The sequence below is a fragment of the Arcticibacterium sp. SM2516 genome (assembly GCF_057914865.1).
Window position 1 is genome coordinate 242961 of sequence record NZ_CP195290.1, and the last position, 21614, is coordinate 264574.

Annotated in this window: 12 protein-coding genes; 2 read left to right on the plus strand and 10 right to left on the minus strand. The window is 36.6% G+C overall.

From position 1 onward, the window contains the following. Positions 1-184: 184 nt before the first annotated feature. From ACSBFT_RS01085 to ACSBFT_RS01100, 4 genes are all read right to left on the minus strand, one after another. The gene (locus tag ACSBFT_RS01085; protein WP_463047247.1) at positions 185-1150 is read right to left on the minus strand and encodes a PorP/SprF family type IX secretion system membrane protein; all 966 of its coding nucleotides are present in this window, start codon (positions 1148-1150) and stop codon (positions 185-187) included. Positions 1151-1280: 130 nt separating this feature from the next. Beyond that, positions 1281-2078, minus strand: coding sequence for a uroporphyrinogen-III synthase (locus tag ACSBFT_RS01090; RefSeq protein WP_463047248.1), 798 nt, complete (start codon positions 2076-2078; stop codon positions 1281-1283). 125 nt (positions 2079-2203) lie between these two features. Beyond that, on the minus strand, positions 2204-3352 hold the full coding sequence (locus tag ACSBFT_RS01095; protein ID WP_489602970.1) for a DUF4271 domain-containing protein: 1149 nt from the start codon (positions 3350-3352) through the stop codon (positions 2204-2206). Between the two features lie 41 nt (positions 3353-3393). Further along, a complete protein-coding gene (locus ACSBFT_RS01100) occupies positions 3394-3843 on the minus strand; it encodes a methylglyoxal synthase (protein ID WP_463045038.1) in 450 nt (149 codons plus the stop codon). Positions 3844-3977: 134 nt separating this feature from the next. Between ACSBFT_RS01100 and ACSBFT_RS01105 the strand changes: the two genes are divergently transcribed. Continuing rightward, the gene (locus tag ACSBFT_RS01105; RefSeq protein ID WP_463045037.1) at positions 3978-5495 is read left to right on the plus strand and encodes a magnesium chelatase; all 1518 of its coding nucleotides are present in this window, start codon (positions 3978-3980) and stop codon (positions 5493-5495) included. Positions 5496-5579: 84 nt separating this feature from the next. On the opposite strand, the gene ACSBFT_RS01110 is transcribed toward ACSBFT_RS01105, so the two are convergent. Both ACSBFT_RS01110 and ACSBFT_RS01115 read right to left on the minus strand, forming a co-directional pair. Further along, a complete protein-coding gene (locus ACSBFT_RS01110) occupies positions 5580-6044 on the minus strand; it encodes an ankyrin repeat domain-containing protein (protein ID WP_489602972.1) in 465 nt (154 codons plus the stop codon). 59 nt (positions 6045-6103) lie between these two features. After that, a complete protein-coding gene (locus ACSBFT_RS01115) occupies positions 6104-7558 on the minus strand; it encodes a catalase (protein WP_463045035.1) in 1455 nt (484 codons plus the stop codon). A 175-nt stretch (positions 7559-7733) separates the two neighbouring features. Between ACSBFT_RS01115 and ACSBFT_RS01120 the strand changes: the two genes are divergently transcribed. Continuing rightward, entirely contained in the window at positions 7734-8657 is a 924-nt protein-coding gene (locus ACSBFT_RS01120) for a LysR substrate-binding domain-containing protein (protein WP_489602974.1), read from the plus strand. Positions 8658-8661: 4 nt separating this feature from the next. Here ACSBFT_RS01120 and ACSBFT_RS01125 read toward each other — a convergent pair whose 3' ends face one another. The 4 genes from ACSBFT_RS01125 to ACSBFT_RS01140 form a co-directional block, all read right to left on the minus strand. Beyond that, on the minus strand, positions 8662-11922 hold the full coding sequence (locus ACSBFT_RS01125; protein ID WP_489602975.1) for an OmpA family protein: 3261 nt from the start codon (positions 11920-11922) through the stop codon (positions 8662-8664). 4 nt (positions 11923-11926) lie between these two features. Beyond that, positions 11927-14248, minus strand: a complete 2322-nt coding sequence (locus ACSBFT_RS01130; protein WP_489602977.1) for a DUF5723 family protein — start codon at positions 14246-14248, stop codon at positions 11927-11929. Positions 14249-14321: 73 nt separating this feature from the next. Beyond that, complete coding sequence (locus tag ACSBFT_RS01135; protein WP_489602978.1) at positions 14322-19469, minus strand: 3-coathanger stack domain-containing protein; 5148 nt, start codon at positions 19467-19469, stop codon at positions 14322-14324. Further along, a complete protein-coding gene (locus tag ACSBFT_RS01140; protein WP_489602980.1) occupies positions 19387-21612 on the minus strand; it encodes an HYR domain-containing protein in 2226 nt (741 codons plus the stop codon). Before ACSBFT_RS01140 ends, ACSBFT_RS01135 begins: the two co-directional genes overlap by 83 nt. Positions 21613-21614 lie beyond the last annotated feature (2 nt).

Genomic DNA, 21614 nt, shown 5'->3' on the forward strand with positions numbered 1-21614 from the left:
GCTGTCTGTTTCTTTATTATTGTGAAAATAAGTTAAAGTTCAAAGAAAATACACAAAGCGGTTTTCTATGGACGTAATCTATTTTCAAGAGTTCAATTTGCATAAATCATGCCAACTGAATTCAATTTTTAATAATGATTTTTTCTATCTACGGATTTAGTCGCATTCAAGTCTAGTTTCATTATTAGTATCTATATCGCGGAGTACGAATAATAGATTTCTTTCCCGAACGTGGGGCACTTAAGGTATAGGAAAGCATAAATTCATGAGACGTGGGAGCCTTTGCTAGATCTCCAAACACCACGTAATCAAAAGCATACCCTAATTTTACCTTATTATTCAGGAAGTTTCCACCTATTAGGAAAGAAGCCGCATCTTGCCAACGGTAATTTAAGCCAGCCCAGTAGGAGGAGTTATAAGAAAGCAAACCTCCAATTTCTGGCGACACCGTTTTAAAATCACTTTTTATAACAAACATTGGGGTAAAATCCAATGTATATGAAAGTCCAATTAGCACACTACCATTTAAATATAAACTCCTATTTAAAGGGTTTTTACCCGTCAATGTAGAGAATCCAAAAGATGGTTGATTAATATGCTTTACAGATAATCCCAACTGATACGAAGGGTTGTAAAGATATATACCTGCACTTACATCCACATGAGATTCACTAATCTTACTGGTTGGTATGGCACTATCATCAGGTTCTCGGGGAATAAACTCTCCTCCGTCTAACGATCTTGAATATAAGCCAGATGAAATACCAATTCCAAGAATGTTATTTGCTATCCTTTTATGATAAGCGTAGGATAGGTTGATTTCCCGATTGCTGTTTCCACCACCAATCTGGTCATTCATAAAGTAGATACCTACACCACCTTGTAGCTGAGAAATAGGGATAGAAGCAGATAGTAATTGACTTTGAGGAGCACCACCAGAGCCACTTGTTCCTGTATATCCCGTCCATTGTGTCCTATAAAACGCAGAGATATTAGTTTTTCCCCCTAGACCAGTTGCACCAGGATTTAGATAGAAAGAATTAAAAACATATTGCGTAAACTGAGGGTCTGACTGGGCAAAGGAGTATTGTCCAAAAAGGCCTAAAGCCATGACCAATAACAGTTTTCTTAAGCTCGACAGTTTATTCAAAAATTTAATGTTTTTAATAAAACGACTCGAAGTAGTTCCAATTATACAAGGATAACAAATTTTATCAACATAAAATCTTTGGGAAGCATAATTTGAGACCGTTTTAATAAAAGATATTGTTTTAATTCATTTATAAACCGTTGGCCTCTTTAATGTAGAGTTCTAAAGCACCGGCCATAGAAGGAGCATTTGGAAGCGGGGCTTGTATGTCAAGAATAAGTCCTTCGTCCAGAATCGCTTGAGCTGTGGTTGGCCCAAAAGCCGCCAATCTCGTTTTCTTCTGCTGATAACCCTCAAAGTTCTGTACAAGTGCCTGAACTCCAGACGGACTAAAGAAGCAAATCACGTCATAGAAAACATCTGTCAGATCTGATAAATCTGCAGGGCCTGTTTCATAAATAATAGCCTCTGTCAATGGAATGCCAGCGTTTTCCATAATGTCAGGAATGGAGTCATTTCTGATATTTGAACATGGGAAAAGATATTTATCTTTCTTATGCTTCAATATAAAAGGTTCCAAATCCATGGCGGTTCTCTCTCCAAAGAAAATCTTACGTTTTCTTATCGTAATGTACTTTTGAAGATAGTTGGCCGTTTGTTCTGAAATGCAGAAGTATTTCATGTCAATGGGCATCTCAATCCTTAATTCGGCACAAAGCCTAAAGAAATGGTCAATGGCATGTCTACTTGTAAAGATGACTGCTGTATGACTAAGTATATCTACTTTTTGTTTTCTAAACTCTTTAGCGGACAAACCGTCAATAGCAATAAAGTTTCTGAAGTCCACCCTAATCCCATAGTCTTCTTTTAGTCTATCGTATGGTGTACTGTTCTTTCCTGCTTTGATAGGATCAGATAAGGTTACTAAAATACTTTCTACCTTTCTATTCCTTTCTTGCATTTGGTCTTGCTCTAAATTTTGACTCATTCTAGAGTAGCGTATTTTTATTGTTAAATGGGTTAACGAAATTCAGGATATTAAGCAAGAATTTGTTTTTACTGAAATAACCGTTATTGACTTAGCCTTTTCATCACTCTCCATGTTATTTAAATCTAGAAGGCAAATCTAATACCTATGAATATTGGCAATATTTCAACGACACAAAGATATGCAAATAAATAAAGACTTTGAATATCTGTACTTTTTAAAATGGTAAAGTAAACAATAGTGGTTCTAACCATATAGATTAAAACAGCCGTTACGAGTACCAAGGTAGCATAGTTAGGCTGCTCTAATGGATGAGATAGGATAAGGGTGTAAAGCGTAATACTTGCTAATAAATAGAAAACTAAATTGAACTGAATTAGCTTGAAGTAGTGAATATTTATGGATTTCTCAAGCCCGAAAAGGTTACCTACAATGTTTAGTAAAAAATATTTTCCGAAGTATCCTGCTAGGCATATAAGTACGGCTCTTAAGAAAACGAAAGAAAATGCTAAACCAGAGAGGCTTTCAATTTTAGGAAATTGGTTTTGGAATATGAAGATTCCTTTCCCTCTTAATAGTATATATATAAAGCTGGAAACCAAACTCAATAAAACCACATAAATGATGTTTATTTGGTTTAAAGGTTTGCTAATGAGTAGTCTAGTATCTCTTATTTTTACGGTAAAAATGTCCTTAAAATTAAAGTACTCGTTAAAAGCTTTCGGGTTAATGGAAGAAGATGCAGTTATGAAAACTAGAATAAGTGTTAACACCAAGATATAAAAATCAAAATGAGGGAGGAGGCTTCTCATTTTCATATGAAGTAGGTTGTCTCTGATAATTCCAGTGCTTTGAACCGAGTTATCAATTTTGGAGCCAATGAAAATTTCTTTATAAGCTGGATTAGTACTGCCAAAAAAAGAGACAGCTATTTCTCCACCAAAAGAGCTGAGTTCACTTATAGGTATTATAAGCCATTGTTCTGCAACAAGGTTTTTATAAAGCAGACCATTAATGAAAATGTAGCTATGGGGTACGCTTGTTCTTATTAATAAACTGGCGTGTTTATATTTTTTTACATCAAAAATGACGGTATGGGCAGCGTTTGAACCCGTAATTCCAGAAATATAAGGTAGAAAAGTTTCGTTTTCTTGGTCATAAACATGCCAATCCTTAGAAAGGTTGTTAACGACATAATACGATTCTTCTGGTCCTGATTTTGCACCAAGAGCAGATTGAAAAATGAGTAATAGAAAAAGTAATTTAAGCTTCAAGGAGGCTTTTTTTTGCAAAAGTATTGATAAGGATCTGTATATTAAACTTTTCTGTTTAAATAAGATACATAATCGGGTAATTTAGCCTCATATTCCTGATTCATTAGGGGCGAGGTCAATAAAAAATCGGCAGAAGAACGATTACAGGCAATAGGAATATTCCAAACCGCTCCTAGTCTTAAAAGGGCTTTAATGTCGGGGTCGTGAGGTTGGGCAGACATAGGATCCCAAAAGAAAATCAAAATATCTATTTTGCCTTCGGCTATTAGGGCACCAATCTGCTGGTCTCCGCCTAAAGGGCCACTCATAAGTTTGGTTATATGTATATCCAATACCTCTTCTATTAAGGCCCCAGTAGTTCCTGTAGCAAATAATTGATGCTTTTGAAGTGTTTTTTTGTTGTATTTAGCCCATTCTAATATCTGGGGTTTCATATTATCATGTGCTACAAGTGCAACTCTCTTTCGGCTTAATAGGGTTTTGTGGCTCATTCTTCGAATTGTTTTTTTTCAAAATTAGGAATTAGATTGGTTTTATAACTGTTAATAGAAATAAGACTCGGAAAAGTATTAACAATGTATTTCGTCAGGACTTTAAGATGGAATAAAAACCTCGAATAATAATTATGTCTTTTGACCCTCTGTATTTAAAAATTAAAACACTCGGCGAACTCAAGAAAAGTAAATATCAAAGTAAAACTATCAAAGACGAGTTAAGGGATAATTTGATAGAAAAGCTTAAAAATAAGGAACAGGTATTTGAAGGGATTTGGGGATTCGAAGATACGGTAATCCCAGATGTAGAAAGGGCGATTTTGTCTAAACATCACATCAACCTTTTAGGATTAAGAGGGCAAGCTAAAACTAGAATTGCCAGATTGATGGTTAATCTGTTGGATGATTACATTCCGATAGTAGAAGGTTCTGAGCTAAATGATGATCCGCTGGCACCATTATCAAGATTTGCCCACGATTTAATAGCCGAAAAAGGGGATAAAACACCTATAGCTTGGCTAGCAAAAGAAGACCGATATAACGAGAAATTAGCCACTCCAGATGTTTCTGTGGCAGATTTAATAGGGGATGTGGATCCTATTAAGGCGGCGACGCTAAAATTACCCTATTCCGATGAACGCGTGCTCCATTTTGGATTAATACCACGCTCCAACAGATGTATTTTTGTTATCAATGAATTGCCTGATTTACAGGCTAGAATTCAAGTTTCTTTATTTAATATTCTTCAGGAAGGGGATATCCAGATTAGAGGTTTTAAACTGAGAATGCCGCTTGACATTCAGTTTTTATTTACGGCCAATCCTGAAGATTATACCAACAGAGGTAGCATCGTAACCCCTTTGAAAGATAGGATTGATTCTCAAATAGTAACGCACTATCCTAAATCTATCGCCATAGGCAGGAAAATTACGGAGCAAGAGGCGGTTGTAAAAAAAGGGCAAGAGAAAATAGAAGCAGATGAGGTTCTAAAGGATTTGGTGGAGCAAGTAGCCGTAGAAGCAAGACAAAGTGAATACGTGGACTCTAAATCTGGTGTTTCTGCCAGAATGACTATTTCTGCTTATGAAAACCTGATGAGTTCGGCAGAAAGAAGGTCTTTAATAAATGGAGAAAAGGAGACCTATGCTAGAATAGGAGACTTGTATGGAGCTATTCCGGCTATAAACGGAAAGATAGAATTGGTATACGAGGGTGAAGTGGAAGGACCTGTTTATGTGGCTCAAAGCTTAATTGGTAAAGCTGTGAGAACTGAGTTTCTTAAGTATTTCCCTGACCCCGAAATTATAAAGAAAAAGAAGAGTATTAAGAATCCTTATACCGAAATTACTTCATGGTTTGCAGGAGGAAACGAAATAGATCTTTTAAATGATTTTACGGATAAAGAATACTCGGCTAGGTTAAGGGCCATTGAAGGCTTGAAGGAGTTGGTGGTTTTATTGCATCCAGAATATAAAGGTAAGCAGCAGTTATTTATGATGGAATTTGCCTTGCATGGTTTGGCAGAGTTTTCTTTAATTAGTAAACAATCTTTGGATAAAGGCTTACAATTTAAAGATTTACTAGATAACCTTTTTGACCCAAGCAAATTCTTGGCTGACGACGACGAAGAAGGAGATAATCTTTACTAAGCCGTAGGTTTGAAAAAATAAAATCCGTGTTAAAATCTTGATAAGAAGAAATTGACACGGATTTTTTTATGGAAGAAAATATATTTAGGCTTCTTGTAATATAGCTTGAAGCTCTTTTACACCTTGAAACTTGGCATGCATAAAAGCGGTGTTTCCTCTTTCGTCTACCTTGGTTTTATCTGCACCAGCCGCTAAAAGTAGCTTGGCAATAGCTGTTTGACCGAAGGTGCTTGCATAAATAAGAGCCGTGGCTCCATGACTGTTTTGAATGTTCACTTCCGCATTTTTGCTTAATAGCATTTCTACAATCTCCTTGTAGCCTTTAAAGCATACGCCCATTAGTGCCGTATTTCCGGCAGCGTCTAGAGCATTGATGTTAGCACCTTTTTCTAAAAAGTATTCTGAAATCTCTAACTGCTCTGAGTACGTGGCCAGAACTAATGGCGGAAAACCTCTGTCGTTTTTAGTTTCTAAAAGAGCTGGGTTTGCGTCTAGCTCGACTTTAATTTGTTCTAATTCTCCTTTCCTGATTAAATCGAAAAAATCCATGTGATTTGATTAAAAAAAAGGACAGCCAGACTGGCTATCCTTTCATGTGGTTTTTAATATTAATAAGAGCCTAAAGGTGTAATTCCTAAGACTTTTCTTACTCCTGCACCATAAGCAGGGTCGGCTTTGTCAAAGTGAGCTAATTGACGCTCAATAATTTCCATAGAAACACCTTCCATGGCTGCGGCTATATTATTGAACAACCTTTCTTTTTGGTCGTCATTAAATAGTCTAAAAAGGTCGCCTGGCTGCTTAAATTCACCAAAAGTGTCATTTTCTTCGTATCGTTGAATATCGCCATCAATGCCCATCGGTGGTTCCAAAACAGATGGATCCTCTACTGGGCCACCTTTAGTATTTGGCTCGTAGTAAGCATCTGGATTACCAGAGTTATTGTCGAAGAAACGCATGGAGCCATCTTTATGATAATGGTTAACTTCTGATAAGGCGGCATTGGCTGGTAAGGCCTCATAATGCGTTCCTAATCTATATCTGTGAGCATCAGCATAAGAGAAAATTCTGGCTTGTAATACCTTGTCTGGAGAGAAACCTATGCCAGGAACTTTATTAGAAGGCGAATAGGCCGCATTTTCTACATATTGGAAGTAGTTGTCTGGGTTTCTGTTTAGTTCAATAACTCCAACGTCAATAAGAGGATAATCGCCATGAGGCCAAACTTTGGTCAAATCGAAAGGATTGTAAGGCGTTTGTTCCGCTTCCTTTTCAGGCATTATTTGAATTTTAACAGCCCATTTAGGGAACTCACCTTTTTCAATAGTTCCAAAAAGCTCTTCTTGATATTTCTCACGCGTTTGACCAATGACCGTAGCCGCTTCATCATTGGTATAATGTTTATGACCTTGCATCGTTTTGAAGTGAAATTTCACCCAAAAACGCTCACCATCGTTGTTCCAGAGAGAATAGGTATGAGAACCGTATCCGTTCATAAACATTGGTGCCTTAGGAATCCCTCTATCCGACATCAATATGGTTACTTGGTGCAATGATTCCGGTACCTGAGACCAGAAATCCCACATGGCTTCAGGAGAGCGTAAGTTAGTTTTTGGATGTCTTTTCTGTGTTCTAATAAAATCTGGGAATTTATAACCATCTCTTATGAAAAATACTGGTGTGTTATTACCTACTAAATCCCAGTTCCCTTCTTCGGTGTAAAATTTTAAAGAGAAACCTCTCACATCTCTTTCCGTATCTGCAGCTCCCATTTCTCCTGCCACGGTAGAAAATCTGGCTAGCATTGGCGTTTGTTTTCCTACTTCAGAGAAAACTTTTGCTCTAGTGTATTTAGTGATGTCATGCGTTACAGTAAAAGTACCTTGAGCACCCCAGCCTTTGGCGTGAACTACTCTTTCTGGAATTCTCTCACGGTTTTGATGAGCTAATTTTTCAATCAGTTCATAATCCTGTAATAAAACAGGACCTCTGTTTCCTGCTGTTAGTGATTTTTGATTGCTTCCTATGGGTGCTCCAGCGGAAGTGGTGATTCTTTTTGCCATTTCTATTCGGGATTGATTGTTGTTCTTTTTTTATGTTGCTCAAAAGTAGAGGCTTATTTGCGATAAGTCAAACTGATATTATTTATGAATAGATAGATAATATTTATATGTTACTTTTGAGACTTGATAATAAATTACTTATCAAAAGCTAAGGCTTAAGATACAAAAAAAGGAGATGAATATACAGCAGCTGGAGTATTTATTAGCAGTAGATCAGCATCGGCATTTTGCCAGAGCAGCAGAAGCATGTAGTGTGACCCAGCCTACATTAAGTATGATGATTCAGAAATTAGAAGAAGAGTTAGGTTTAAAGATTTTTGATAGAAGTAGACAGCCTGTGTGCCCTACAGACGCAGGAGAGCATATGCTAATGCAAGCCAGGAAGATTCTTTTAGAAGTAAGGCGGTTTGAGGAAATGGCTAGCGAAGCAAATAATTTCTTAGGAGGCGAATTGAGGGTAGGAGTGATCCCTACCATTGCACCCTATTTATTGCCGCTGTTTATTCAGTCGTTTGTTGAGAAATACCCTGATGTTAAGCTCAAAATTAAGGAGATTATTACAGAGCAAATTTTATTACAATTAGACAAAGGAGAATTAGATGTAGGTATTTTGGTCACTCCAGAAAGCGATAAAACGCTAAAGGAAATACCGCTGTATAGCGAATCTTTTGTGGTTTATACGCCAAGGCACTTTGATAAACAATACCTGTTAACCGAGGATATTGACGTCAACGAACTACTTCTTCTGGAAGAAGGGCACTGTTTCCGGTCACAGATTATTAAGTTTTGCGAGCTCAGAAAAACCAAAGGCAATAAGGTGGAATACACCTCCGGGAGTTTAGAAACACTCCGATACCTGGCAGACAAACATCTCGGTATTACTATTTTGCCCGAATTAGCTACCATTCATCTTACGGAGGCACAGCTAAAAAATGTAAAACAGTTTGCCGACCCTAAGCCCGTACGCAAAGTAAGCTTAGTGACCAAAAGGGATTTTGTTAAAAGGAGATTGATAGATGTTCTAGCAGAAGAGATTAAGGCCAATTTACCAGAATCTCTTCATAAAATGAATGTAAACCTTATTCCGTTTTTGAGGTGAAGGTTTATAAAACCATAAATTCTACGCGTCTGTTTTTCTTGCGGTTTTCTTCAGTGTCGTTAGCGGCTATGGGTTCTATTGGTCCTCGTCCTACAGCCGTTAATCTATCTTGATTTATGCCTTTTTTTGTTAAATACGCGATAACCGACTGACATCTATCTTTTGATAGTTTCACATTTAAAAAGAAGTCGCCACCATTATCTGTATGACCTCTCACCTCTATTTTAACACCTTTATTTTCCTGAAGAATCTTAACTAGCTCGTCTAATTGGGCAAAGGATTCTTCTCTAAGAACAGGGCTACTTTGGTCAAAATAGATATTTTCTAGCGTTATTTTTTTTCCTCTTGTTATTTCTCCGAAGGTTACACTTTTAATAACTTCGGGAGTGCTTGTTTCTTCATTATTTGCGGCTAATGAAGAGGTTAAATTCTCTATTAAATAAATATCTCTTTCAAATTCTGCGGATTTTATCCAATCCAAAGCTAAAAGCCTTTGAGAAATAGGTTGAAAGCCAGGTTCGTCTACTTGAAGAACGTATTCTTTATCAGGTTCTAGATTGGCTACAAATTGACCATTGTCAAATTCTTGAATAGTCTTTCTAGTCTTCAAATCGGTTACTTTAAAAGCTGCCCTAGGAAGTGTTTTATTGTTTTTCTTATCAATAATCCTAAAGTAGAAATCATAAGCATTTTTCTGTGCTAACAGCGTAGTACTCACTCTTTCCATTAGGTCTCCTTCAAAAATTAATTGATGAGTTTCGGGCTTTATATTCTCTCCAGAGAGTACAATCTCAAATTTATCTCCTTCTGTTCCTTGAATAAAAAACGGGGCGTTCCCTTTTGATGTGTTATTACTAGATACTTGAGGGTAAATTTCTTCTTGCGTAAACCGATCAATGGTAGTAACTTTTATTTCATGTTTCTTAATCTTAGCGGGAATTGACTTAAATAATACTTGTGTGTTTTGGAGTAGGCTATTTAAAGTTTGCTCTGAGTTCTGAAAGCCATCTGCCAGCAATTGAATACGGTATTTACCATTCTTATTCAATTTTCCGATAGCCTTTCCTTGGGCATCAGAAATGAGTTGAAGAACACGATTATTGTTTTCGTCAAAAACATAAAAAACGGCATTTGGTATGACACTTCCAGTTTCTAAATCCGTGGCTAAAAGTTCAAGGGTGTATTCGTCCAAGGTGAGTTTAAGCTCAAGATCGATGATCTTATTACCATTTTCTGGTAATTCAATATCTACACTTTTTGAAAGAGGAAAATAGTTTTGAGCTTTACCAATAACCGTAATTTGGTCATTTTTAATAAGTGCTATTTGAAGTTGACCATCTTTAATGGCAGTTTTTACTGTGTCACGCTTCGTATGAGATACTAATAGTATTTCTCCTGAAAGCGGTTTATTGTTTGCTGCATCTAGAAGGCTAATTTTTAAAGCACTTGGTAGTTTTGGTGCCAATTTCACGGTCACTCTTTTGTCAGAGTTCATAGGAGGGATTTTGGCTTCAAATTGCAAATAATCTTTGGCATTTATTTGAAGGTTAAATTCATCACCTTCATTCACTTTTAAAATATGTTCATTGCCATTTAATATTGGCGTCTGGGAAATGTTCTCATTGCTTTTTCGAGTTAATTTGAAATCTGGATTGCTAATGAATTGCCCTGTTTCTTTGTCGATAATTCTCAGAATCAAAGCATAAGTGGTAACAAATTTGGCTCCCTCTCTTTTTTCTCCCTGGGCAGATATTTTTTCAGACTCGGTTTCTTGTGAATCGGCTATGAGTTCTAATTCTTCTATTGGTGCATTTGCCTTTTTAACAGATGAGATTAATGGTTTATTCACCTCCAAAGCAGGAGTTATGGCTTTGGGCGACTCCGTCACTTTAAATGACTCTTTTTTCTCAGTAGCCGTTATATTTTCGGATATACTTAAGTCTTGATTAGTAAGTGCTGTGTCTGAACTAGGTTTTGAGATGTTTGTAGGGTTATTATAACTGTTAGGGTTATTGCTCACCAAGGCTATTTTCTCTTCCGTGCTAGTGGGTATTTTGGATAAATTAAAGTTCAGCGGAATAGGCTCACAGTCAACTAAAAGCTCATTTTTGATTTCATAAGAACTCGTGAAAAACGCTGGAAGGTTAACAGAAAGTTCATAACTTTTTCCAAAAGGGACAATGGCTGTAAATCTACCGTCTGAAGGGTTATTATCAAGTACGGCAATAATCTGTGTACTTTCTTTTTCTTTCACCACCACCTTGGCTTCTATGGGTTGTTTAGAGATGGAATCCAGTACAAAGCCTTGTATAGTGGCACTTCGAGCAGGTCTTAAAGATTCAGGAATTTCTGTGGTATAAATGTCGCCATTGCTTACATAATACATTAAATCACCACAAGGACTTACAGATACAAAGAGGTCAGACTTTTTAGTGTTAACAAATTCCAAGTTTATGGGTGCTGACCAGCTTCCATTTTCCTGTAAGATGGATTTATATAAATCAAAATCTCCTCTTCCATCTTTTCTTATGGATGAAAAAACCAAAGTTTTACCGTCCGCCAATATTCTTGGAGCTTTCTCGCAAGTACCATTAATAGGTTCAGGTAATTCATATGGAGAACGCCATTTTCCGTTCCTAGCTTTTTCGGAAACCATGATTCGGTAGCATTGCTTTCCTTCTACTACTTTCCCTAATATTTCTCTGGTAAAATATAATCTTTTTCCATCTGGAGAAACGGATGGGAAGCCCTCATAGTTATCGGAGTTGACATTTGAACCAATGTTTTGTGGTTTCGTCCAACTGTCTTTTTTTCGTTCCGACATATAAATATCTTCCCTTCCGTATCCATTTTTACCAAAGTTGGCAAAAAAGAAAAGGGTATTGCCGTCATAACTGATACTGGGTCCACCCATTATTGGTGTTAGGTTTTCATTGGCATAAAGGTTAATGGGTGCTATATTCTGCGGCGTCATCCATTCTCCTGTGGGATGGAGCTTGACTTCATATATGCCAAAAAACTTGGTCTCGTATTCATCCAGTATCTCAGCAGTTTTGCCATCGGCATTAATATTGGGTACACCTTTGGCGGCATTCACATAAATGCCGTACTGGTCAGACTGGTACACCATAGTTTTGCCATCTGCCGTAATAGAAGGAGCGTACTCAATACTTTTGGGTGTATTTATGGGGCTTGGTAATCTTTTTCTTTCCTGTGCCCAGCTAATGGAAGGAAATAGTAAGCATAGAAGTAGTAGATATCGCATATTTCTATAGTTCAAGCTCAAAACTAAATTCATTTTTCTCGCTTTGGTTTTGTTCTACCTTTAGGTCAAAACCAGAGTCTCTTAATGGAGAACCCAGAAGGCTTTCCACTGTATTGGCCATGTTTCCTTTAATTTTGAAGGTCATTGGAAATTCTAAAGTTTCATTTATTGCCTTTAAATCTGCTATCGTTTGCTCGTTAATATTTAGTAGTGTGATTTGATTGCTGATGTCCGAAAGCGATTTATTTTGCTCTTCACTTAAAGCAGCAAAAGGTGTGAAAAAGGTGCTCAGTGTACATCCCTTAAGGTTTTTATAACCTGCAGTGTTAGGGCAGGAGTCTTCTTTGTTGATAATACCATCTCCATCCGTATCTGGGCAACCATTCGTAGTGGCTGAGCCAGCTTCATCAGGACAGTTATCTTCACTATCTTTTATACCATCTTTATCAGAGTCAGGACAACCGTTCAAACTTGCCAGACCCATTACCTCAGGGCATTCGTCATTTTGATCAATGACACCGTCACCATCGGCATCTGGACAGCCATTGTTTTCTAAGCTCCCTTTTACTTCTGGACAGTTATCGTCTTTATCAGGAATACCATCTCCGTCGGAGTCAGGGCAGCCTCTAAAGAGTTTGTCGCCAGGTAACTCAGGGCATTCGTCTTGAGAGTCTATAAGGCCGTCACCGTCAGAATCTGGGCAGCCACCAAACTCTTCATCTCCTGCTTTCAGAGGACAGTCGTCTTCATCATCTGGTAATCCATCACCATCGGTATCTGGGCAGCCATTAAATCTTGCGATTCCTGCTACTTCTGGACAAGCATCAGATTTGTCAAAAATACCATCTCCATCTGTGTCTGGACAACCATTGGTTTCTTTAGGGCCGGCATGTTCTGGGCAATCGTCGTCACTATTTTTTATGCCGTCTCCATCTGTATCTGGGCAACCTTTAAAAGTCCATAAACCAGGAACATTCGGACAAACATCTTTAGCGTCTGAAACGGAGTCGCCATCAGAATCCTTGATTTTCTTGGCTAATCCTGCCAAGTTAAAGCCTGCATAAACAGTAGGAGCAGGGGCGTTTGATTGGAATAAGGCGTTGATAGACTCTGTACCAAAAAATAAAGAGGCAATTCTAAAGTGTAAGCCTATGCCCATTTTTTTAGTGGTTTGATGAAATACAAAAGGAACTGAAAATTCTACGCCATCTTGCTCAAATCTGGGATATAAAGCCAATAAACCACTTGGGCTTAAGCCATGATTAGCTTTTTGGCTTGCCGTTTTGTAAACAGCTCCAAAGTGCCAGCCCTTTTGACCTAATTTAACTTCCGCGAGTAGCACCATTCTTCTAGGTAAGTATATAAATTCTCCGGCTTCGTCTGGAGCCTCCGTTTTAAGTCCTAAATACTGTAAATCACTAATGAGGTCATCAGATAGGCTAGAATTAACAAAACTCTCATTATTAAAACTTCTAGAAATTGACGATTTAGGCACATCGAATTTTCCTATGTCAATAAAGCTTATACCAAACCTCGCCAAGTATTTTGAAGTACCGGGCTCGTACTCTTCCTTGCCGTTCATTCTATATTGATAGTCAAGGAATTTTGGACGGTATTCATATATAAACCCTACGTCGAAGCCAGTTCCATGATTTTTACTTTTTAGGAGCTCTCCTATTTTAAAGGGAGCGTTAATATTCGAGCCTACGCGGCCATAGACATCTCCGCTGAAGGTTGAATTTCTGGCGTCAGCAGAACCCATTAAATTTTGTGATAATAAATTAATGGATTGATATGCAGATACCAGCTTTAGCGTTAGTCCCCCTTTAATAAAGTGCTCTTTGAAGGAATAAGGATGAGCATAACTAAAGGCAATCTCCTTTAGTCCAATAGCGTTATATGTGCCGCTTAAGTCTTCATTGCTGCTACCGGATTCAAGACCATTAAAAAGCTCGCCAAAATTTCCGCTGAGGATTTGCCCGCTTCTATAGTGGGTACTAATAGCAAATGCATTATTACGGGGCAGCTGAACCATCACAGAAGGGCCTTGGAAATTAATCTTCTGCGTATGGAAGGTTTCTTTAGAAAGTCTAAGTTCTGTTTTGCTGGAAGGAATATAGCTGTTGTAAAGCGGAGTATTCATGGTGTTAACACCAAAGCTACCAAGGTTTACCATCCATTTATGTCTGGAATCTGCCATTTGGGCAGGGTTAAAACCTACGGAATATGCGGCGGCTCCACTGGAGAGCCTGTATAAATCTAAATCTTGAGAAAATGAGACTTTTAGAAGAAAGAAAAAGAGTATAAATGTGTAAAATTTAGCCATAAAGTTGAGGTTTAAATCAGAAAGCAAGTTAATGGCTAAGCTCCTGATTTAAACTACCGAATAATAAAAATGGTTAGTTTTCACAGCCGCCAATAATGGCTTGAAACATTCCCTGAGAAAGTGGCTTGCTTTCAAAACCAGGTTTTAAAAGAATAGATACTTTAGAGTCAAACATGACACGTGATGTACCGTTTATTTTGTTTTTAGCCGTGATGGATTGGTTGGTTTCTTTTATATGATTTCCAGAGGAATAGTCATCTATGGAGGAGGTCAGGTCTATTTTGAACAAACAAGGGTCTATAATCACCACTACATCATCTGAAGCAAAACAGCCATTTGGTGCCTCTGCTTTGATGTAATATTTTCCGGAGGCTAAGACTAGTTCAGGATTTGAAAGAGTCATCGAAAACTGCTCATCAGTGAAATAACCAAGACTAGTTTGGGGTGGAAATTGGTTATTAAATACTACCGTATCCGCCATAAGATTTACGGCATTGGCAGCTATAAGTGTATCCAAAACAGTAAATGACGGGGTAGGTTTTGCATTTATTTTTAGCTGATTAGAATTGTCGCTTTTTAGATAGTTTTTAGTAAAACAGGCAGCTGTAAGTGTAATGTTGCTATTCTTCATTTCATAATTTCTGTTGGCACCCACAAAACCGTCGTTCCAAAATATAGTACCATTTGGGCAGCTGGTAGCATTTAAATGCACTATTTCCCCAATGCAAAATTCGGGAATACTCTCGGAAATACTTTTACTGTCTTTTGGCTTATCTTGATTGCTTACCGAAACCGACTCTTGAATTTCGACTGAAGGAGGTGGAGGAGGGGAGCAGTCGTATGATACTGTATATGTTTCAACATCAGAAACGCATCCAGAGATTTTATTTTTGCAGGCGACTTCATATGTTTTTGATTCATTGTTAAACCTGTAATCGAAAATAAGAATGCTTGGCACTCCACTACTGTAATCAACATTTTGCTGAACAGAAGGGTTTTTCCATAAAATTCCTTCGTATGAAGAATTACAACCTTCTGGTACTTTTACATTTATGGTTTGAGAATTACAAGGTACAAGAGTATCCTGTACCATAGGAATATTAGGTGATGGACTCGTAATTAAATAAATTGTTTTAGTTATTGAAGTATCTCCGGCTATGATACAATTGACAAAGTATTGTTCAATTTTATTGGTGTCAGAGTTATTTGACTTAAAACCAGTAGAATAATTGGCACCTGTGAAAATGAGATTTGTTAAACTTGAACTATCAAACCAGTTTACACTATCTGAGGGGCAACCCGAGGTTAGCAGAAGAGCTTCACCGCTACCACAAATGGAGTAATTATTTTTAACTATAGAAATATGTGCTTTTGAATTATCCACTTCTATAAGAACTTGTTTTCTTCCATCTTCACAGCCTGAATCTGAAACACATGCCACATATAGGGTATCGCTTTGAATAACATTATTCTGGATAAAATCACCTGTGGCAACAATGTTATTTTGACTGTTAAACCAAGTTATCGCACTATTCGAACAATAAGGGGAGATAGCACTATATGGAAGATATTCGTATGGTAAGGCACTGAGATGAACATTTGAGCCGGGGTATATTTTAATACCTGTGCCAGCAGTATTTGAAGTCTCATCATAAAGGTATTCAAGGGATTCAATGCTTGGTGTTTCATTGGTTTGGTTAGGGTATCTAAAGATATTAGTATGTGCTATACCGTCAGAATATATACCGTTTTCTACACACACTGAGTATATTTCTTTTAATTTGTAATTTCCATTGTCAAACTCATAGGGGGCTTCCGTATCGGTTTCAAAGATGTATCTAAAATTAACTTCCGGAGACCATAATACAGTTCCATTACAACCGTTAGCTACTACTTTTTGTGTTTCGTAAGAAGAATTACAAATACTATCATTCACAATACTTAATATTGGAATTGTTGGAGGATTTAGTTCTTCATTAAGAATATATTCTACTTGTCTATAATCACTCCTGCAATTGCCTTTAAAGCACGCTAAAAATATTGTTGAGTCTTGAAGAATTATTGGTGTATAGTTTTCATCAAAAGCATAGCTTACTGGGCTAAAAAAGCTGAATTTATTACCAGACCACATTAAGTTACTTTCATTTTGACAGGTTGCCGGAAACGACAAATTACTTCCTTTGTTGATGAGAAGTGTATCGGCAAATAAGGAAGGTGGGAGGTTAGTGGTCCACTCTATTTTCAAACTATCTGTTAAGGTTTGACAACCATCAGATAGTCTTTCAACTTTAAAATGGTATGTACCATCATCAGAGTTTTCTGAAATGATTTTTGAATAATTATAAGTGGTATTACTTTCATTTTCAGCATTAATATTAATAGCGTTTTTAAAGAAATCTACTTTAAATAAGCTTTCATCCTGAATATTGAAACTATTGGTCCAAGTGTATATATTAAAGGCGTTTCCTACACAGAAAAATGGACTATCAGAATTTAATTTAAGAAGTCCATTTCCGAAAATATTTAAATCTACGCTGAAACAATTATTCGTTTCAATAGTTAATGGTAAAAGATTGGAAACGATTCTGAGCTTATAATAATATCCCCCCACTATAGAAGGAGGGAAATTTAGCATAATAGCGGTTTGGTTTGGTGTTGTACTTTGACCCATTATAATAGGAAAGTCAAATTTCCCATTAGCATCAGAAAGCTCATATCTGAAAACATTGTTTTCAGGAAAGACATATCCTAAATCATAAGTCAGTTGGAAAGATTGTCCAACACATAGTTCGTTGCTATCCACACTAATGTTAAGCATATAATCTGGAGATATTAGATCTATTTGTTTTTCCACTGAAAAGCAAAATTCCCTTTGACAAACATAAACTATAGAAGCTGTATCATTTTTGTTGACATAAACATTGACATAAGAATGGCCCTCTTTATCTATATCTGAAAAATTATATCCGCCTGCTCCTGCATAATTCCATAACACTTTTCCAGCGGAGCAACCTTTAAAGTTCAATGTATTATAGGATCCGTAACAATTCACAGAATCTATTGCTAATTCAACTGAAGGAGCTTCAGGGGTCTCAACTAAAACTCTTTTTTCTGTTGGAATGCTGATACAAGTTCCATTAACGCAAGAGACACTAAAAGTCATACTAGAATCGGGGTTATGACTGAAGCCTGTAGTATTTACCCCGTCTAAAAAATCATTGTTCCAATGATATACACCCGAACCACAATTGCCAGTTGATACAATGATATTAGAACCAGGACAAATGGTATCTGTAGCAGAACTGAAATTGATTAAAGGTAAATTGTCTGGCATGGTATGAACGATGATTTCGAATTCTTCTGTATTACAAATGCTTTCTTGACACCTTGCGGAATATTTGGTGTTTGAACTTGGATTTACTACAAGCGTATCACCAATGTATCCCGTAGACCAAACAACTAAATCTCCATCACAGCCTGACGCAAATAAACTATTTGTTTGACCTATGCATATTTCATTTTTTGCAAGTAAAACAACTGGGACAGGGTCGTCATGAAAAGTGATATTTAATGCAGGTGTCCTGTTGTCAAATTCTGATATTTCTCCAATTGCTTTCAAATGATTAGAACCACAAAGCTCTGTAACACATCTTACATCAATACCCTCATTGCTCGAATTTATTATTAAAGAATCGGCATATGCTAAAATGTTGGTTCCATTATAATTTGACCATTCCACAATACCTGTTTCGCATTGGGCGTAAAGAGTAATTGCTTCTCCTGCACAGGCCTCTGTTTTATTCGAGCTTAAATTAATTGGTGCAAAAGGTTGTTGTATAATTGTTAAATCAATGTTGATAATACTATCACAACCAGCCGAATTTTGAATTGTATCTTTTACCATCATGGATGAGCTAAATAACTTACCAGATGGGGAAATATAGTTTTCGCAGGAAGTAATTGAAATACTAGAGTTTGTTGAACTCACTATATTGACCCAAAATGAACAAGAATCTTTGTTCCCTGCTAAATCAATAGCAATTATCTTAATTTCGGTGTTATTTAGAACGAAATTACCGGAAGCAGGGAATTGATATACACTATCAATTCCTACATTATCATAAATTGTTGCTTGGGATATGTAATTAGGTAACAACCCACCAGCACAGATAGAATCAGTTATATTACAATGTAAGATTGGAGGGATGGTATCTGGTATAACTGAACTATATGCCATATCATCATAAAAGAGGTCTACGGGGTTTTGAATAGTCATTGTAGGGTCAAAAGGATCTGGAAAATCTTCGTAAGCAACATTAAACTTTATAGAAGAAACACCCTCCCAGTTTAAAATTAATTTTTGATAATCGAATATTGGATTGATTTCTTGCCGGTATAGCTGTAGACCGAGATTATCAAAACCAATTATAGAAGTGCCGAATGCCATTGCTGCATCGAACTTGACCCAAAGGGATTGAAGGTTTAACGGATTTTCAAATTCTAATTCAGAAGAACTACCGCTTGAACTTTTCCCATATCCTATTCCTGTATGTGCATAAGATAAATGGTTTACTATTTTATCGGTTCCTCCGTTTATTATCCATTGGTAGGAGTCTTCAGCCCAGTTTGTAGTACCAGTTATTTCTTCAAAGTTTAAAATACCGGTTTGATTCAAATGAATGACGGTAAGGTTTATATTGATTATGCTGTCGCAGCCAGAGTTATTTGGAATTGTTTCTATAAAATTTGAAGAATGAAAATGTATGACTCCTAATGGTGAAAAGTAATAGTTACTTACTGAGGTATCAACAGAGAAACTAGAGTTATTTTTTATTTTTAAGTCAATAACGATTATGCTATCACAGCCATAAATACTTTGTAAAGTGTCTGAATACCAGCCGCTTTCGGTGTATGTGTTGCCAATAGGGGAATTGTACAATTCACAATTAGTGATTTGTACAGTATCTATTGATACTTCAATTGGATTTATATCAAACGAACATTGGGCTAAGGTATCAGAACTATTTGATAGATAAAAAGAAACAGAGTTGAGGAATGGATAATTGCTGCCCTCCATAGGTTCTTGGCTTAATGAATAACCAGCATAATCACCATTGATAGTTACCAAATTTAGATAATTAGGGATTAAAGAAGTTTGACATAAGGGTTTGAACTGTAGGGCAGTTGATTGAGGTTGTGCCAAAAGAATATGCCAACTCATCAAAGTATAAATTGACAGGAAAAGACATGTTCATCATTGGATCCATCGGATCCATTATTTCATCGTATGGGACAGAAAAACTAATGCTTGCTACTTGTTCCCAGCTAAGGTTTACTTGTTGATAGTTAACGTTGGAATTAATTGTGGATTGATAAATTTGACTTCCAGATATATCGTATCCATATATAAATGCTTCCATAGACATACCGCTTCCTTGATATTTTACCCAAAGAGACTCTATATTAAGAGGCTCAGGAAAAATAAGCTTATCGTTTGATCCACTGCTCGTTTTACCATAACCAATGCCATTTTTGGTATTAGAGCCATTTTCAATCTTGTCAACATTATTTTGCCAATGCCATGATAGACCATCTTCCGTCCAATTTGTAAGTGAATTTTCAACATCGAAATTCAATGTACCCAAATCTTGGTTAATAGTGAGATCAATAGTGATCAAACTATCACAACCAAGGGTTGAAGGTTTTGTGTATGAAAACACTTCCGAAGCATAATGAAAGGAAGCTAAATGATCTTTATAACTGGTGGTAGCACGAATTGAATTATAACTGTTAGAATTCTGGTCAATATAAATCATAAAAGTACAGTTACTGCTATTTTCGGCTTCGTCGGTAGCGGTAATAGTGACTAAAGTATTTTCTGTAATAGTAGTTCCAGCCACGGGATTCTGAATTAAGCTTATGGTTGCCGACGATTCGTCATAAGCCATAACGTCAGTAGTATAATCAGGTAGAGTAAAACTATTACACTCCGTTTGATTCATTATACAGCTAATCATTGGAAGAGTATTATCTTCAGGGGCAGAATAAATACTATAATTTAGGTCATCATAATAGGCGAAAAAACTAGACTGCAAATAGCCAGAAGGCTCAGCAGGGTCTGGCATTAATTCAAATGGGATTTGAAACGAAATAGAACTAACATTTGTCCAATTTAGTAAAGTCTGTTGGTATGAATTAATGTTATTTACTGTTTTAGAATAAGTTTCGATTCCATTTTCATCAAAACCTTTTATAGTTGAAGTTGCTATGGTGGCACCTCCTGTAATGCGAAGCCAGATATGGTTTAAATTAAGTGCTTGTTCAAAAACTAGTTTCGAAAAAGAACCACTTTCAGCTCTACCATATCCGTTTCCAGAATAAGCCTCAGTTCCATTAAAAATTTTATCATCGCCATCTTGCCAGTGCCAATTGTATCCATCCTCGTTCCAACTGATTAAATTGGGGGCAACATCAAAATTTAAAATGTTGGGCATTTGATTTATAATTAGGTTAAATGTGATGACACTATCACATCCATTGGAATTGGGAATTATATTTTGAAATGTTTCTGATTGGTAATGAAAATTACCTAAAGCATCTTTAAAGCTTGTTTGTGCGGTAATATTTTGATTGGAACTACTTTCATGGCTTACAAAAATGTTTATTGAACAAGAAGCCGTATTTCCTGCTTCGTCTGTTGCCGAAACTATAATAATTGTGTCATTAGAAATTAAAGTACCAATTGGTATATCTTGAGTGACAGTTACATTTGAACCTGTAATAGCATCAAACGCCGAAATTAAAGTAGAGAAATCAGGAATTAAAAAGCTATTACACGAGGTGGTATCGTTAAGGCAAATAATAGTTGGAGGAATTGTATCAGACGCTGTCGAATATAACGAATAAACTAGATCATCAAATTTTATATAACCATCAGATGCAGGCATGCCAAACTCGATAATTTGAGGAACAGAAAAGCTGATAGACTTAATGTCAGTCCAATTTAAATTTACGTTTTGGTAACCGGCTGCATTATTTATGCTTATAGATATTTTTACATTTCCAATATCATCATAACCGAAAATGGTAGCAGTATGTCCAAATGGATGTTGATAACTTACCCAAATTGAAGTTAAATTCAACTTTTGAGAAAAATGTAATTTAGAGTTGCTATTTGATGCAGAATATCCATGTGCAAATCCATTTTTTGGAGCCGATGCCTTGATTTCGTCTGTTCCTCCTATAAACTGCCAAGGTAATCCGTTTTCCGTCCAAATGGTTGTTCCGCTGGGTTGTTCAAAAGTCAATGTTTCCTGAGAAAAGGTAGTTAAGCTGACAAAAAGAGAGAATATGAAGTATCTCATGG

What these genes read in the sequence shown, in the direction of transcription:
- ACSBFT_RS01105 (WP_463045037.1), top strand. Translation starts at nt 3,978, where the DNA reads ATGTCTTTTGACCCTCTGTATTTAAAAATTAAAACACTCGGCGAACTC.
- ACSBFT_RS01120 (WP_489602974.1), top strand. Translation starts at nt 7,734, where the DNA reads ATGAATATACAGCAGCTGGAGTATTTATTAGCAGTAGATCAGCATCGG.
- ACSBFT_RS01140 (WP_489602980.1), bottom strand. Translation starts at nt 21,612, where the DNA reads ATGAGATACTTCATATTCTCTCTTTTTGTCAGCTTAACTACCTTTTCT.
- ACSBFT_RS01100 (WP_463045038.1), bottom strand. Translation starts at nt 3,843, where the DNA reads ATGAGCCACAAAACCCTATTAAGCCGAAAGAGAGTTGCACTTGTAGCA.
- ACSBFT_RS01135 (WP_489602978.1), bottom strand. Translation starts at nt 19,469, where the DNA reads ATGAGTTGGCATATTCTTTTGGCACAACCTCAATCAACTGCCCTACAG.
- ACSBFT_RS01125 (WP_489602975.1), bottom strand. Translation starts at nt 11,922, where the DNA reads ATGCGATATCTACTACTTCTATGCTTACTATTTCCTTCCATTAGCTGG.
- ACSBFT_RS01090 (WP_463047248.1), bottom strand. Translation starts at nt 2,078, where the DNA reads ATGAGTCAAAATTTAGAGCAAGACCAAATGCAAGAAAGGAATAGAAAG.
- ACSBFT_RS01115 (WP_463045035.1), bottom strand. Translation starts at nt 7,558, where the DNA reads ATGGCAAAAAGAATCACCACTTCCGCTGGAGCACCCATAGGAAGCAAT.
- ACSBFT_RS01110 (WP_489602972.1), bottom strand. Translation starts at nt 6,044, where the DNA reads ATGGATTTTTTCGATTTAATCAGGAAAGGAGAATTAGAACAAATTAAA.
- ACSBFT_RS01130 (WP_489602977.1), bottom strand. Translation starts at nt 14,248, where the DNA reads ATGGCTAAATTTTACACATTTATACTCTTTTTCTTTCTTCTAAAAGTC.